Source organism: Magnetococcales bacterium, from assembly GCA_015228815.1.
Lineage (GTDB): Bacteria > Pseudomonadota > Magnetococcia > Magnetococcales > UBA8363 > UBA8363.
Genome location: JADGCV010000010.1, coordinates 102,111 through 117,497, shown reverse-complemented (window position 1 = coordinate 117,497; position 15,387 = coordinate 102,111). Strand labels below are relative to the sequence as shown.

General features: G+C 49.4%; 13 protein-coding genes. 3 read left to right on the top strand and 10 right to left on the bottom strand.

What is annotated here, in order from left to right:
• Positions 1-1,515: IS1634 family transposase (locus HQL76_06405; protein ID MBF0108790.1), on the bottom strand; the 1,515-nt coding region annotated here is incomplete at its 3' end.
• 382 nt (positions 1,516-1,897) lie between these two features.
• Here HQL76_06405 and HQL76_06400 point away from each other — a divergent pair.
• Together HQL76_06400 and HQL76_06395 are read left to right on the top strand one after the other, a co-directional pair.
• Positions 1,898-2,068: a hypothetical protein gene (locus HQL76_06400; protein MBF0108789.1), complete on the top strand. Its 171-nt coding sequence runs from the start codon at positions 1,898-1,900 to the stop codon at positions 2,066-2,068.
• A 92-nt stretch (positions 2,069-2,160) separates the two neighbouring features.
• Positions 2,161-2,418 carry a hypothetical protein gene (locus HQL76_06395; protein ID MBF0108788.1) on the top strand — a complete coding sequence of 86 codons (258 nt, stop codon included), beginning with the start codon at positions 2,161-2,163 and terminating at the stop codon, positions 2,416-2,418.
• On the opposite strand, the gene HQL76_06390 is transcribed toward HQL76_06395, so the two are convergent.
• The gene (locus HQL76_06390; GenBank protein ID MBF0108787.1) at positions 2,386-2,715 is read right to left on the bottom strand and encodes a helix-turn-helix transcriptional regulator; all 330 of its coding nucleotides are present in this window, start codon (positions 2,713-2,715) and stop codon (positions 2,386-2,388) included. The genes HQL76_06395 and HQL76_06390 overlap by 33 nt on opposite strands.
• Before the next feature lie 129 nt (positions 2,716-2,844).
• Between HQL76_06390 and HQL76_06385 the strand changes: the two genes are divergently transcribed.
• Positions 2,845-3,300 (top strand): thermonuclease family protein, encoded by a 456-nt coding sequence (locus tag HQL76_06385; protein MBF0108786.1) that lies wholly within the window; start codon positions 2,845-2,847, stop codon positions 3,298-3,300.
• A gap of 587 nt (positions 3,301-3,887) precedes the next feature.
• On the opposite strand, the gene HQL76_06380 is transcribed toward HQL76_06385, so the two are convergent.
• The 8 genes from HQL76_06380 to HQL76_06345 form a co-directional block, all read right to left on the bottom strand.
• A complete protein-coding gene (locus HQL76_06380; protein ID MBF0108785.1) occupies positions 3,888-4,733 on the bottom strand; it encodes a DUF4351 domain-containing protein in 846 nt (281 codons plus the stop codon).
• Between the two features lie 276 nt (positions 4,734-5,009).
• Positions 5,010-5,993 (bottom strand): hypothetical protein, encoded by a 984-nt coding sequence (locus tag HQL76_06375; GenBank protein MBF0108784.1) that lies wholly within the window; start codon positions 5,991-5,993, stop codon positions 5,010-5,012.
• 8 nt (positions 5,994-6,001) lie between these two features.
• Positions 6,002-6,388, bottom strand: a complete 387-nt coding sequence (locus HQL76_06370; GenBank protein MBF0108783.1) for a hypothetical protein — start codon at positions 6,386-6,388, stop codon at positions 6,002-6,004.
• Positions 6,388-7,053 carry a hypothetical protein gene (locus tag HQL76_06365; GenBank protein MBF0108782.1) on the bottom strand — a complete coding sequence of 222 codons (666 nt, stop codon included), beginning with the start codon at positions 7,051-7,053 and terminating at the stop codon, positions 6,388-6,390. Before HQL76_06365 ends, HQL76_06370 begins: the two co-directional genes overlap by 1 nt.
• A gap of 314 nt (positions 7,054-7,367) precedes the next feature.
• Complete coding sequence (locus tag HQL76_06360; GenBank protein ID MBF0108781.1) at positions 7,368-7,955, bottom strand: DUF1566 domain-containing protein; 588 nt, start codon at positions 7,953-7,955, stop codon at positions 7,368-7,370.
• A gap of 300 nt (positions 7,956-8,255) precedes the next feature.
• The gene (locus tag HQL76_06355) at positions 8,256-9,836 is read right to left on the bottom strand and encodes a group II intron reverse transcriptase domain-containing protein (protein ID MBF0108780.1); all 1,581 of its coding nucleotides are present in this window, start codon (positions 9,834-9,836) and stop codon (positions 8,256-8,258) included.
• Complete coding sequence (locus HQL76_06350) at positions 9,833-14,197, bottom strand: DUF1566 domain-containing protein (GenBank protein ID MBF0108779.1); 4,365 nt, start codon at positions 14,195-14,197, stop codon at positions 9,833-9,835. Before HQL76_06350 ends, HQL76_06355 begins: the two co-directional genes overlap by 4 nt.
• Positions 14,197-15,348 (bottom strand): SPOR domain-containing protein, encoded by a 1,152-nt coding sequence (locus tag HQL76_06345; GenBank protein MBF0108778.1) that lies wholly within the window; start codon positions 15,346-15,348, stop codon positions 14,197-14,199. Before HQL76_06345 ends, HQL76_06350 begins: the two co-directional genes overlap by 1 nt.
• Positions 15,349-15,387: the final 39 nt, after the last annotated feature.

The following is a 15,387-nucleotide window of genomic DNA, read 5'->3' as shown; positions in this document are numbered from 1 at the left end:
CTGTCCCGACAGTATCCTGCGCAAGGTTTCCCAGCGACCGCTTATGCCATTTTCGTTGAGTTGTCTGCGGATAATCTGGACAAATTGGTAAGCAAGAACCGTGATGAACAGATGCCCATCGCTGCGTTCTTCCTTTTTGTGGAATACCGGACGCATACCCAGTTCGGATTTGCAGGACCGGATCACGGCTTCCACATCGGTGAGCATGATATAGGTTTTCCACAGAGTCTTTTCATCCCAGGTCATTTCATTGCTACGCAGACAATACACCCCTGGATGGGTCAGTTGTGAACCTTCGACAGGTTTTTGTTCCCAGGAGATGGCTTTGGCCGTTTGACCATCCTCGTTGGGAATGACATCGATATGGTAATGCTGACCGACACCACGCGATTTTTCCTTCAACCGCCCTATGCGCTCCCAGATCTTGTCGATGGATTTTGTGGTCTTCGGTTTGGCCAACCCATCGGACAGTTTCTGGAGACCGGATTCAAACCGTTCGGTAAAACGCTGAGATATGCCTTCTTCCTTTCGGGCACGGCGCTCCGAGCGGCAATACAGCCGGACTTCCCGTCCATCGGAATCCACGACTTTTTGCATATAGACCAATTCCTTGGATGCGGTTTCGATGCAAATCGCTTCCTCGGAATCGAATTGCCGGCCTCGTTCCCGGCTGACCACAAGATAACGGTATCCCTGATCGCGCAACCAGGAAAGATTCGCTTCGGTTGCAATGCCACGATCCATCACCACCATGGCCCCCTTGGGAGCAGCCAGTCCTTGGAGCATCTGCTCCAAGGTTCCGGCTTCGGCAACGTTTCCAGCGAAATACCTGGAGCGCCGCACAAAGCCGCTGCCATCGACTACCAACCCCATGGTCAGCAAGGGACAATCGGATCTCTTCTCCTTGGAATGGCCGAGCTGCGCTTTTGGATTCTCCTGCGCCTCGCCTTCCAGAAATGTATTGGTCAGATCATACAAAGTGACAGTACATGAAAAGCCAAACAAATCATTCAGTTGATTAAACAGGCCTTTCTCAATGGCCTCCTGATTTCTGATCAGAAGATCGGAAACGCGATAAAGTTGCATCATGCTCATGGCCTCGAAATCCATATCCAACAACTCCCCGAGAGCGCTTCTGGTTCCAAGCCATCGATACGTGGCACGCTCGGAGCCAGGATCAGCCATTCTCCCAATGATAGATCCCACGGCGGCCATTCTCTGGGGACCTGTAAAGCCTGATTTTTCAAGAAGGTCAATAAATCCAACCTGGTTCATGGCGTTGAGGGCCACATGTTCAACCCCAACGGTTCGGGGGCGGACGGACTCCAAAGAATCCACAATGACAGGTTCTTCCTGAGCCGGGATCTCCATGACGGACCGAGCGCCGGAGAGATCATCCTTTCCTATTTGACGGTGGGCGTTGTTCTCTTCATGACCCTGACTGGCTGTCTCCTGGTCGGCCTGCCTGGTCAGCAACTGGCTGGCAATCCGTTGCGCCTCCCGTTCAACACTCACGGAGCACTCCACATCCAACAGCGAGCTTTGCGCGCTCACCAGTTGTTCGATACGCGCGCACAAGGTGGGCCATTGGTCTTGAGCAACGGAAAAGTGGCGGCCCAGATTCAGCAGGGTTACCTGTCTGACCTTTTTGCCAAACCGCCTGGACTCGACAAGCCTGTGGGAATGGTAGGATTCGCCGGTCGAGGAATTTCGGGTTTTTGTTCGACGGATGTACATGCGGCCATGATACATCGGCATGCTGTGGGGCACAAGTGCAAAAACTTCAAGTATGGCACTACATTTCAAAATCTGAAAATAGCATATTTATATATTTCAAATACTTATATGACTCAGCATCGCCAAAAGTGGTGTGCTTTTCCCTCCCAGGCTCCCCCCAATGTTAAACCCGGGCTACGTGGCCAAGGTGCTGCGCCTGACGCTGCTGGCCCCAGACATCATCGAGGCCATTCTCGACGACCGCCAGCCCGACATCATGACGTGGCGGGAGCTGGCCAAGCCGTTTCCCATGGAGTGGCCGAAACAGCGAGAGGTGTGGGGCTTTCGGTGAGACGAGTTACGAACCTATTGATTTACTTGAGTAATAACCAGAATGGTCCATGATCCGGTCGTTTCCTCAACCTCCCACCCAGGAGCACCACCATGGACGACCCCCATTCTCTGACCCTGCAACAGGTAGACACCATCAACCTGAGCCTCTCCAAGGCCTTGGCCGTGGCGCGGATGGTCGCCGAATGCGGCACCGCCGCCCGCCCAGATCCCGATGACAAACCTCCCGCCGCCTCCCTGTTCATGGTCATGCAGGTGATCGTCGAGGAACTGGAAAAGATCGAGGAAGTAATGGCCTCCCTTCGTCGCGAAGCAAGATCAGGGTCCGGAAATATCGCCCTCGACGGCTGATCGTTTCAACGCCTCCAACAACGCCGCCTTCCCGGCGTCGCCCATTCGTCCCAGATGCAATAGGATCTCGGCGAGGGTGTCGTCCTCGGCGTAGAAGTAGGGAACGGGGCACCCCAGAACAGCGGCAATCCGCCTCAGGGTCTGGTAGTCGGGGACGTGCTTGTCCCGCTCATACTGGTTCATCCTGGCACTTGCCCCGGACGGGTCCATCCCGGCGGCGATTCCCAGGTCGGTTTGGGAAAGGTCCGCCCGGTCTCTGGCCTCCTTGAGTCGTTTCGGTATCGGTGTCTTGGTCATCCCAGCCCATGTCCATGAAATTGACGTGGACTAAGATTCTCTTAGCTTGTCTGTTGCGAAGATACTAAGGAGTCCTTAGTATCAGAACCGTGCCTCGTCGTCTTTCCAAGCCGAAACGCATGGTCCAGAATGCGCCCCGTTTTTCTCATCATCATAGGAATACTGCTGTTTTTCCCATCTCCGGAAACACTCTCCTGGGAGGGACGGCGGACTTATGGCGATCTGGAAGGCGTGATCTATCTCGGCAACTACGATGGCGACACCCTGCGTTTCGATATCCCCGGTACTCATCCCCTGTTCGGGGAGGGCATTCCGGTGCGGGTACGAGGGGTGGATACGCCGGAGATCCGGGCCAAATGCCCGGAGGAAAAGCGGATGGCCCTGGAGGCCAGGGAGCGGGTGCGCCAATTGCTGGAGAACGCAAAGTGCATCACATTGCGGAAGACCGGACGGGACAAGTACTTTCGCATTGTGGCCAGAGTGGTGGCGGACGGAATGGACGTGGGAGAGATGCTGATCGGGGCGGGACTGGCTGTGCCCTACGACGGCGGCAGGAAGAACACGGATTGGTGCGCAATGAGATAGGTCTTCTCTGCGCGGGAGGCGATACCACAACCGGAGCCGGGTTTGAACGGCATTTCATTTTCCCGCCAACCAAGTTGACTATCGAACGAGTCCAATATCAGCGACTCATGTTAATCTCTGATATTACGCTGGAAAAGTGAGTCCGGTTTTGTCGGACTCACCAGGGGGTGAGTCCAGAGCTTTTGGAGAATATTGGCAGAGAGAGAAGAAAAAGGCAACTTCCGACTCCGGCGGGTCCGACACCAGACCAAATTCATTTCCAAACCGTCGTTGCTAACTATTGGAAACATTGTGGTTTTCAAAAACGCAAAAGCCGCCAGGGTTGGCGGCAATTACGTGGAGAAAACCTTTTATTACTTTAATGGTGGAGCGAGTGTACCCTATTTCGAACTATTCTCCGTTTTGGTTGCAACGCAATATGGAGAAATTCCGAATCCGCTTCGGTGGGCGAATTGGAGTCGGAAACGTGAATATATGATTGTAAAAAATAAATATTTTCTTGAACACCCATACACACGGAAAGAAAAAGTTCGCATTGGGTATCGACCGGTTACCGAAAGAATTCGCCGAAAACCTCCTTGGTCACATCACACTTTATCCGAGAAAACTTCATCCAAAGACTGGGCATCGAAGATGCGAAGGCTCCAATCCTCCAAGGCAGACAGGTCTGCCCCGGCAATCTTTTCGCTGGCCCAATCGGGCACGGTGCCAAAGCGGCGTTGCAACTGACGAGTCAGGATTTTAGCCGCTTCTTTTCTTTCGCTATCCATCTGCGCCTGTACGAACAAAGGCCGCAGCACATCGTTTTCCATAACGTTGAAGGTCAGTGACATTTCTTCAGCCTCCGTTTTGACTACCGTTTCCAGTCTGCGCAACCTGGATAAGATGACCAACTTTGTCAGGGCATCAGCCCTGGCTTTTACCGGCAGTTCACTGATTCGATACAAGATTTCCCGGATCACATCTTTTTGGTTGTCGATCCGGCAAAGGATAGCCAGGATGTTTTCCTCCAAGGACGGGCTGTCCAGCAGCTCCCGACAATCAATGCTGCGGATGTCAACCACCTCGTAGCGGAAGGATAAATTCGGCTCTTCGATAGCCGATCCAGACTGCCACTCTTTCAGCCCGACATAAAGCACCTTCTGAACCAGAACTCTGCCCGGATAACGCTGACGTATCAACGAGTAATACATCAGCATGCGCCAGCCCATGGCCTCAGATCTGCCGTGCAACTCCAGATGAAAAATCGAATCATCCTTCAGCAAGAACAGCAGATCGGGAAGACGCTTTTGGGTGGAAGCAAATTCCACTGGCAGAAGTTCTACAGCCTCCCGTCCGATCAGAATCTGCAACAAACGTTGCGGCGGCTTTTCAAACAAATCCTTCAGGGTGGTATCGTACTGGGACCGGTTCTTTTCTTTCTGATCTTCCATACCCTGTTGGCCTCAAGTCAGCACTGACACCCAATTCCCACGTCATCAAACCACCCGTAAACACGACGCCCGAAACTTGATGCCGAGATGTTGGGCCACGCGGAATCGGTTCCTCCATACCCCGATTGTCCAGGATTTCACCTTTCCAGTCCATCAAAATCTGTCGAATCTGGCGTCCATTGCGTCCAAAATCTGGCCTGATGGACCAATCGGGAGGGACAAGACGTGAAATAGCACCGATTTGATCAATGAGCAGGTTGGATCAATTCAAATATCTCATGGATTCCCACCACTCATTTGTCGCTGAACAGCATCATCCAATAGAGCGCATCCGTCACTGGATTCAGGTGATGCGTCAGGTACAAGATTCAAAATCCATCTCTTGTTCTTAATAATGTCTTCTTCAGACCAAGATTGAGATGTCATCCCTGCAACAGTGACTAAATATTTTGCTCTCTTCAGATCAATAGATGAGCGATTAACCTTGAGCAATAGAGTTCGTGGGTCAAAATCTAATGCAGCAATAAACCTCGGTTTGTTTTTCTCGGTTGCTTTGAAAAACCTATCATCTTCTTCTGTGCAATTGCAAAGATACGAAGCTTTATAATCTAGATCAAAGTGTACATAAGCAGTATCTGTTGAAATGTTTCTCGGTTGTGACGCTACACCAATCATGCATTTTTGAGAATTAATTAACGCAGATTGCCACGCTGTATCGATAAACCTTCCAAAGACAACGACGTTATTCAATGAAAATTCATGGTCTTTGGTTTTGAATGGGCATGACGAACAGTAATCAACTTTTGGCAACCCATAGCATCGAACAACATCATGCAAGCCTAAACAGACCATCCCGAATAATTTAGAAACTTCAGATAATTGTAGCTGATGCGGGCCACGACACTTGGTCGGAAAGAATAACGTTTCTTCAGCAATCTGTGTTACGTCATCAGAGGCGTACCTGCCTGTTGTTGGCAAAGTACGTTTCCTATCCTTGCACTGAAACAGACTCAAGGCACGCACAGTACTTTCAAATGATTTAATAAAGGAATCTTTAAAAGATTGTTGCAGACTCAAGACCAGAATATTTGGATCTGTTTCTGAAATATCAATTTTGGTTAATTTTACATCCAACGCATCCACCGGATATCCATGAAAAATCCGGTCAAATATCTCGCCCCGTGCTCTAGCCTGGAGTTTTTCTGCATCTTGTTGAGCCAGCTTCCTGTTCACTTCAGACAATATTTCAGTTCCAGCCACTTCACCCTTTACGCCAGCGTTATGCCAAGGAAATTAGTGATACGGCTTGCTGAGACTGAGATATCAGCTGTGAATGAAAAACCGGTCGTTGTCTTCTCTACTTTACGCTCCTTGATCGCATCGATATATCCGTTCATGGTACTCATAACCTTGTCCCGGAGAACTGCGTTGTTGCTGATCGCACGATCCACAACAACAAGCTGGGACATGGTTTGTTGTAATGCAAGTCTGATCGCATCATTCCTGGCTTCATCAAGAGTCGCACCGTTACCTGTTACGGTTATGGAGGTGGCGGACTCTTGTGCATACGCTGGAATGGAAAAAACACCGATCTGAGTGGCAACCAGCACCAAGATCAAAAATCGCATCCCCATTTCAATGCTGCCAATGAACATTACCAGTCCTTCTGGTTGGTGCGCCGAATTTCAGATCCTTGGTGTCCTGGATCATTTTCTGATCTTTTGGCAGAGGGTTGATCGACCTGGGGCGCACTTGCCCCACCAGATGTCATCTGACTCACAGACCGTGCTGAGTTGATCGTTTTCTGACTTATCCCAACAACGACCCACGCCTCCTGCATCTTTTCTTCATAACCACGTTCCAGGATAATCACCCCGCTTAACTTCCCAGCCGCAAACGATGTCGTCACTTCTGTTAAATTGGAGATAAGGGTACGCTCATCCATCTTTCGGACAGTCGCGTTTGCTCCCGACTGACGCTCTTGCGTTGCCTTGTTGATATCATTCTCTACCTCGGTGACGATTCTGTTGGAACCCACCGATTGATTCATAAACCTTACAATTGCTCCCTTTGCTTTTTCTTCTGCAATCGTCTGCGCTGTCATTATTCCACGCCTGTCAGCGAATTCAACAGGATGGCTGTAGCGTGAGTACAACCGTTTGACCGAACCATCTGCATTCCACTCGATCTCGACCCCATCAATACCAGCCTTCCAGGTCATTGATCCGTCAGATGCAATACCGACATCACCAGCATGAGATGAAGCGGTGAAAAATATCAGCAAAAATAATGTGGAAAATATCATGCGCCCAGGTTTCATTATTACCTCAATATTTTTGATCAGTTCGTGGATAGATTACTGCAAAATCATGAACGATCTTGACTGTCATTCGGCCACGGTGAAACAACTATTCCACGGTCAGATTGTCCAGGATTTCACCCTCACAGTCTACTGAAATTTGTCAAATCAGCCTTGTACTGAGCTTGGAATTGGCCGGATGGATAAAACGAAAGGGACAGTCCTGGGAATTTTTACTTTTCTTATGTACAAGAATCCCGCCTGCGGCGGGCAGAGGGGGGAAGCCTCCCCCCTCTGCACTCCCCCCTCGCAAAGCACCCAAAGTATCCAAGGCCCTATGGTCCGCCTCGCACAGGCCAGACATAGAAACTGTACGTCTTGTCGCTGTCGTTCACGTAGCCGTTGTCGAGGCTCACGACCCATGCGCCGGACGTGCCACTCGCGACCGTGGATCCAGACCAATAGTAGTTGGTCTGGACGCCCGAAAACGGATACCCAGCCGACAACGCCGGTTTGAAATGACCATAGTCGATCAGGCTTCTAAGTTCCTTGATACTCGGCAGACGCCAGTCGGTTTGGTTCCCGGTATAGCCGGAACAGGTTTCCGTGCCACCGTTAAGACCAGCAACCTTGGCCAGGGCGGATAACCAAGCCATGTCACCCCAACAATTGGCATTTTTCATCCAGATCAGACTGGTCAGGGTATCCCGTACCGTCCCATCTCCCATGTCCGAAAAGCGGGGGGTGGCCCATGCCAAACCCTTTTGCAACGCGCCGTCGTCGCCAGCGCCATACAAAGTGGTCTGGCCCGTCTTGGGAACCGGGGCGGGCGGCGCTCCCGCAGCATGCACTGAGGAAAATACAAAAAATAAAGATATGGCCAGTATCCACTCTGCTACCCCGTTATCCAAAAACATGCGCATCCGTTTCACCGTTTCCTCCCTTCCAAGGCCGTCACTTCAGTACCGATATGTCACTCCCACAACCACGACTACAGTAGCCAAAGACCCGATCGTTACTCGGCCAATCAACTCTTCAGAACAGCATCTATCCTCCAGGTTTTCGTCCCTTCCGCCTCACCCGCGTTGACGGTGCCGCCTTTTCTTCACTCTCTGGAGCAGCCGCAAATTTCATTTTTGCATTCATCTGAGGTTGGTCCTGATCCTGACCGAGCGTCCCCTTCCTTCCCTCACACCCGGCTGGTCCGGGTTTGCAAAATTCATTCACCCTTGTTCCGCCTGCTGAAAAGGAGGCTTTTCACCTCCATGCCGCTCTTCAACAACCATTGGAGAATCTGGTTTTGGTGGACAACCCGAAAAATTCCCCGGCCAGTGTCCTGTCAATACTCGTTCCGCAATGGGAGTGATCCTCCGTCCGGTCTCATCAATCCAGACCACACGCCCCCATCGAGTCAGAAGGATGCGGTTGATCGCCTGGAAACTGCGTTCAGTAAAACGCCGACCGTGCCAACTGGGAATAGGTAACAGGTCGGCGCGGGACGCAGCGATCTCCCAGTAGGAGCCCAATCGGATCATGACCACGTGATCCGGAAACAGACTGAGGAACCAACGTTTCTGCTGATTAAAACTCTGAGAATGGAAGGGTGGCGGGTAACGAAAGTTTGGGATGCCGTTGCGCCAGATGAAATATTCATCCAACCAGTGGAAACGGCGTATCATGTCACCCCAAAGACGGTGACTGGAGGCCCGTTCGGTATGGTCGCGAAAGGAGACCAGCCATTGTCTGACTCGGTTCATAAGAGTCCGGTTCCAAGGGAAAAAACGGGATTCCCCCTCAGCCAGCGTCATACCTTCAGCTACCAGAATGGCTTGAGCTCCGGACAGTCTTTCCCGAAGAGCGCCCGCCACACGCTTGCGTGTCAGAAGATAATCCGGGCGCACGATGTATCCCAGAAAATCGATACCGTCGGAAACGGGGCGCAGTTTCCTTTTCTCATTCAAACGCAATCGGAGGTGAGCCCAGAGAAATGTTTCAATCTGCCGCTCCCAGACCCGCAACTCGTCCGCATGGTTGGCCAGAATCACGAAATCGTCACAATAGCGGACATAATGCCGGATTTTCAGGTGATGCTTACAAAACTGATCCAGTGTATCCAAATAGACGTTAGCGAAAAACTGGCTGGTCAGATTGCCGATGGGGAGCCCACACTCCGAGGCAGCCTTGAACAGGGTCTTATGGGCCGGTAACGCCTGAAACGCGGACATGGGCTGACCGCACAAGCGGCAATTCCGGGTGGGGTCGTGGAAAACCAGAAGCCGGATCAGATCGAGGACGACGGGATCTATTTCGTGCGCCACCAACCTTGAAAAAAGGATCCGCCGATCGATGGAGATGAAGAAGCCTTTGATGTCCAACTGCAGATACCACGCCGGGCGGGAACCGTTGGCAGTCACTTGGCGCGTCATGGAACGCAGTCGTTCCACCGCCGCATGGGTCCCCTTGCCTTTACGGCAGGCAAAGGAATCATGAATAAAACGGCGCTCCCAACCCGGTTCCAGGTGATCCACGAGAAGATGATGGACCACGCGGTCACGAAATTGAGCTGCAAAGATTTCCCGACGTTTGGGCTTTGCCACCAGAAAGGCCCGCGAGGGAGCGGGACAGTAACGTCGCCGCCGCAACTCATCACGCAAGGCGAACAGGTTCTCTTCCAGATTGTACTCAAAATCGGTAGCGCTCCGGATATGGCTTTTTCGACGCCTACATTTTCGCCAGGCCCAATAAAGGTTCTCCGCAGTGAACAGGGGATGATCCATGGATGACAGGGAAGAGGGGACCATCATTCTCCGCCTCGCACAGGCCAGACAAGGTTGCTGTTCGCCTTGTCGTTGTGGTACACGATGCCGTAGCCGAGGTGCACGTACCAGGCGCCGGACGTGTAGTGGGCGTGCGTGGAGCCCGACCAATAGTGGCTGAGCCGGACGCCCGAAAACGGATACCCGGCCTCCTGATAGAGCCAATGATGACTATAGTCGACCAAACTTTCCAGTTCGTTGATGTTGGGTAGTCGCCAATCACCGGCAACGGAGCCATCCGCCAGATCGCACTGCCCATTGGCCAACCCTTTGGCCGTGGCCAGGGCAGAGGTCCAATCCTGAGGGTTAAAGCAATTGGCACTCTTGAGCCAAATCAAACCTGTCAGATTGTCCGTGACCGTGCCGTTGCTATTATCGGTGAAGCGCGGGTTGGGCCAAGCAACGCCCTTTTGCAGGGCACCATCGTCCCCCGCTGCATAAGATGTGGTTTGACCGGTCTTGGCAACGATACCTTTGGAACCGATCTGACCATCGGTCAAGGTTACAACAGGCGGTGAAAATGAAGTTGCAGACGTTACTGTCATAGATTGTTGTGAAGAACAATTGATTGCATCGCTGTTGGTACATACACGAACATGAATCGTATCGGAGACGGTGCCAGGATATATACCCAGGCTGATTTGGTTGGACGTCACACTCGGTGTCGAAGTCGAATTTTTCCAAATATTGGCTTCTGATCCTACGCCCCACTTGAACTGAACCAGGTTACCAGCAACAAAATTGCTGCCGTTGATTGTCAGGGTCTGTTGCGTCCCAGAGGCGGTCATACTGGTCGGGCTCAATGAAGTGATGGTCGGCACCACCGCGCTGTCCGGAGTGATCGTGACCGTGATCGTCGCAACATTGGAATCCACTTTGCCATTGTTAACTTTGAAGGTGAATGTATCCGTCCCACTGCTACCAGCGTTTGGCGCATAGGTGTAGGCTCCGGTGGCAGAATTAGTGATCGTTGCCACCCCCTTCGACCCATTGGTCACGATACTATAGGTCAATGAACCACCGTCAGGATTGTTGGCACTCAATGTCCCTGATGTACCAGATGAACCACTATTGACAGTCAAGGTACCTGCTACAGGGACAGGAGGATTGGAACCGATCTGGCCATCGGTCAAGGTTACAACAGGCGGTGAAAATGAGGCAGCGAGTTTTGGTGTTTGAAAATAGATTGGAGTTGTATATTTTGAACATCCGGAACTATTACAGGCAGCGACATTCCACTTGTATTGTTTTTCTGGATCCAGATTTGCAGTATAGGATGTTCCAACAATAGAGGTATCTACAACGAGGTTATTGGTAGTGACATCCCGAACACCTAGTTCGTAGCGTGTCGCCCGACTCATCGTACTCCATGACAGGCTTACCGACGTACTACTCATCATTGTACCTGGACCGGTAATACTTCCAAATACAGAGTTGGTCATGTCGATGGTCGGCGTATCTGGTATGCTATCTCCTGGAGTTTGGAAATATTGACCTAAGGTGTGTTTGGAGCAGCCGTTACCGTTACATGCAGAAACATACCATTGATATTTTTTTCCAGGGACAAGGTTGGAACTATAAGATGTAGTCTTTACAGTCGTGCTTTGTGAAGAGCCTGTATCAGTATCTTTAACTATGACTTCGTAATACGTTGCCCCAGTTACTGAGGACCAACTTAAGGTGACTTGACCACTCCCTACGGTGCTTCCTGGACTCGTCTCACTGCCAGGCGTCAAGTTGATTGGAATAGCCAACTTTGCATTTGTAGGAGCAACATCTGCCGGTGATCTCCCTTGCAAGAAAGTTTCTGGATTAATAGTTACACCAGGATGCTGTGTGCATGCGCCATTTGTTGAATTGTTATCACTGGAAAATCCTGGAACAGAGGTTTGCCTGTCTTTTGCAACGCCAAAGTGAAGATGAGATCCATACGGAGACGGCAGATTATAAACTGTACCAAGCTGGTCTCCTGCCTTGACTTCATCGCCTTTTTTCACACTTGAATTAAGATGGCCGTATACCGCTGTGAAAGTTTCCGCACTGGTAGTCCAATGTTCTACCAGAATAACGTCAGCCCATTTTTCAGTCCACATCTTTCCACTATAGATAACCTTACCCGGTGCAATGCTCTTTACAACTTTTCCAGCAGCAGCAGATAAGTCCAAGCCGAGGTGTTCCAGTCGACCACTATCGAGATAGTATGTATACACTGCCGTTAGATCGGCATTCGAACAATCTTTACCAAAGGCTCCATACTCTGCAGTCACTCTGAGGTCGTCATCAAGTGGCTGCGTCCAAGCTCTTGGCCACACGATGGGACGACTTGCTTCTGTACTTGGAGCCAACACTGAAAATGAAACAGGTGCAGACTCCAATCCTGTTGGCCCTACTACAGTAGCCGTCCAGGTGGCTTTGTCTGTAGAGAAGTTGGCTCTAATCTCAATTTCGGCATCCTTTACGGATACCGGACTTTTTTCATAGGTTACATTGTTGGTAATGTCCACAAGGCGAACACGCGAGCCATCGCTAAATCCAGAACCGACTAACTTCATTAGCTGCTGTCCGTTTTTGCCTAAAACGGTATCAGGTTGTATTTTATTTAGCGTTGGCGCAATTACTAGAGCATCCGTTTGGGGATCGACAACTATTGTAAAGTTTTTCGTAGCTGAAGCTGTTGATATTGTTGCACGTATATCGAAACTGTAGGTACCACTTAGAGTTGGTTTTCCCACAATAGTACCGCCAGTCAGGTTTAGGCCGGGTGGTAATTTTCCGTCAATAACGCTGAAAGATAAAGAATCAGATGCTCTGGATGTGGAAAGTGGCAATGAATATATATTTCCAACTTTACCATTTTTGAGCTTTGATAGGGTAATAAGATCAATGCTGGCTATTGTATCCGTCCCTGGTGTGGTATTCAAATTATCTGAAACGATTGTCATACTAATATTTTTTGTCGCTACACGATTAACATTATCATTGTTACATTGCATTATAATTGTCGGTGAAGATGATCCTGTTTGTGTTGCCGTACCATTAATCCGCCCTTCTGTATCCAATGACAGTCCAGGAGGCATGTTTTGTGAAGAAAACTGGCAATTTGGAACAAGAGGTGACACAATGGGAGTGCTGTTGCCTGCTGTGTGCAAATGATTAAGGCTTAATGTTACTCCTTGGGCTGGTGCTGCAAATGCCTCTGTACCAGATTCACAATCCGCACATAATTGATACATAAACATCCGACCTTTAGATTTATTCCTATTGTCTACTAGCTGTTCAAAAAATGAACTCTTGGTATACCTCCTTATGCCAGCTTCTTCATTCTTGGCATGCGGATCCGGATCATAGGTCAAAACCGTATCGTCATTTATTTCAGCGATCAATATCCAATGACGAACAACCGACTCTGGGTCTTTCTCCGACTTTGGGTCTGCCTTCATTTCTACTGTTTTTGTTCCTCCTGAGAAATAATTCTCTCTTGATTTTTGCCCAAGAATTTTATTACCTTGGTAAGGAATTCTTGCAACTACAGGCCGACGATTATTCAAGGCGGTTCTAAGCCATTCTTCTGCTGCAGTTTTAGAACGACTTGTTTTATCAAATGGTGTGGCTCCATCAGATTTTGATTGTGAGTCTGGTTTACTCACACCTAGCTCTTTAGCAAACGTTGGTATGTCATCATCTGGAAGGATACCAAGGAGGCCGCCACATGGACTGTATTTATCTTTGAATGCATCTTTTACAGAATTTACGATCCATCTTGACGTATCATCACTATAACCAAGGGTCGCTGGTGCCTTTGGTGTAGTTTCCCCATTTAAAAGATAGTCCGCTCCCATCAAGACTGAAGCAAATCCGCAATAGGCATTTCCCGGATATTTTTTCTTTTCTTCATAACAAAATTCAGAATCCATCTGCACATGTTGAGATAACCATCTCACTCTATCAAATGATTGTGCGAACGCAAATTTTGTACTAAAAGATAAAAGGCGATCAAATCTGGCACCAGTTTTTGATAGAAAATCAAATGAAGAATAATTATTTGCAAATCCTCTCTTTGGTATATCTATTGTTTCGAAGTCTGCTAACAGTGAAGCGTTATTATTTGCTGAAGATTCTGATGAGTCTGAGGATGTACCATCGAAAGTAACTATATAAATATTATCATCAGGTCCAATACCGTCCCCGCCAGAGGAACTGATATCAGTGTCATCAGATGTTTGTTTGGTTATAATATCAACGTTACCCCCTTCAAAGCACCCAGAAATAACAAGCAGAACCAATACCAGACCAACAATCAATGGATAGCCAAAAGGAGGTATTAATTGTCTTTTTGTAAGTATACGCATTAAAACCGGACTCCAACTCCAGAAGAAAAGAGATCCATCTTATCGGAAGTTAAATACCGATCCCATTCGATACGAAACAACGTCTGGTCTGATATGTTAAACTCGGCACCTACACCCAATATTGGATCGATGCCATCATCTTTGCGGGTTACGCTATCCCCCAGGGCGTTGGCGTTGACCTTTCCGTTCCACAAAAATCCACCGGCCTTTCCATGTAAAGCGATTTCAGGGGTAATTCGCCAAGTGCCAACCCCAGACATTACAGCACCGTTCATCGTCAATGGAGCGTGGTTGACGACCGCATTGGCAATGCCGCCCGCATTAGATGCGTCTATCTTGGTGTTGACTTTCGTGAAATGGACAAAACCAGCCTCAACTCCTAAATACCGAGCAAACTTGTACCCTCCAATCAACTTTAAACCTTGGTTGGTTCTATCGATTGAGGAAGTGGTGGTAAAACCTTGAGAGGAAAGGTCGCGATCCAAATCTTCAGAACTTTTACCAACATGAGATACACCAACACTGGCAACAACATACCATTTCTTATCATTGGTCAAAGGGCTCGCGACGTCTAAAGAATCTGGGACGTCTGGTTCCATACTCTTCAATTTCTTACCATCGGTCACAGGATCAGAGACGTCTGGTTTTATGTCCTTCAAACTCACTGATGGTTGCTGCGAATAGGTACCAGATAAATTTTTGGGAGGCTCTTCTATCGCTGGTGATGGCTGATTTGTCCATAATTTCTGAGTCCCTTCAAAAGATTCTCCTGATGCACGCAGCTTAAAGTAAGCAAATGATGTTGCGGGAAGCGTTAACACTTCGGCACTTTTCCCACTTTTCTTCCTGAATTTCCGGGCTTGTTTTTTAGCGACCTGTAAATTGGTATCATAGCCAATCTGTACAGTATGCCAGAGGATGTTCTTACTATTATAAATATCCAGCATGAAAGGGGTAAAACCCTGTCGTCGCAGTTTTTCCATTTCGGCAATGGCGTCCTCGCGCGAGCGACTCGCAGAAACCTGGACCGTGTAAACATTTTTGTCAGAATCACTTGCATCGACTACCGACGGAACCATAGCCAAGCAGATGGCCAAGCCAATCAGGAGGAAATAAGTCGAAAAGACGCTGACCAAACTTTTAAGCTGCATAAATGACATCCTCCCACCCCGGCCCTCTCCCAGAGGGAG

Excerpts from the sequence above, each read along its gene's own strand:
- HQL76_06400 (MBF0108789.1), top strand. The coding sequence starts at position 1,898 with ATGTTAAACCCGGGCTACGTGGCCAAGGTGCTGCGCCTGACGCTGCTG.
- HQL76_06395 (MBF0108788.1), top strand. The coding sequence starts at position 2,161 with ATGGACGACCCCCATTCTCTGACCCTGCAACAGGTAGACACCATCAAC.
- HQL76_06390 (MBF0108787.1), bottom strand. The coding sequence starts at position 2,715 with ATGACCAAGACACCGATACCGAAACGACTCAAGGAGGCCAGAGACCGG.
- HQL76_06385 (MBF0108786.1), top strand. The coding sequence starts at position 2,845 with ATGCGCCCCGTTTTTCTCATCATCATAGGAATACTGCTGTTTTTCCCA.
- HQL76_06380 (MBF0108785.1), bottom strand. The coding sequence starts at position 4,733 with ATGGAAGATCAGAAAGAAAAGAACCGGTCCCAGTACGATACCACCCTG.
- HQL76_06370 (MBF0108783.1), bottom strand. The coding sequence starts at position 6,388 with ATGTTCATTGGCAGCATTGAAATGGGGATGCGATTTTTGATCTTGGTG.
- HQL76_06365 (MBF0108782.1), bottom strand. The coding sequence starts at position 7,053 with ATGAAACCTGGGCGCATGATATTTTCCACATTATTTTTGCTGATATTT.
- HQL76_06360 (MBF0108781.1), bottom strand. The coding sequence starts at position 7,955 with ATGCGCATGTTTTTGGATAACGGGGTAGCAGAGTGGATACTGGCCATA.
- HQL76_06355 (MBF0108780.1), bottom strand. The coding sequence starts at position 9,836 with ATGATGGTCCCCTCTTCCCTGTCATCCATGGATCATCCCCTGTTCACT.
- HQL76_06350 (MBF0108779.1), bottom strand. The coding sequence starts at position 14,197 with ATGCGTATACTTACAAAAAGACAATTAATACCTCCTTTTGGCTATCCA.
- HQL76_06345 (MBF0108778.1), bottom strand. The coding sequence starts at position 15,348 with ATGCAGCTTAAAAGTTTGGTCAGCGTCTTTTCGACTTATTTCCTCCTG.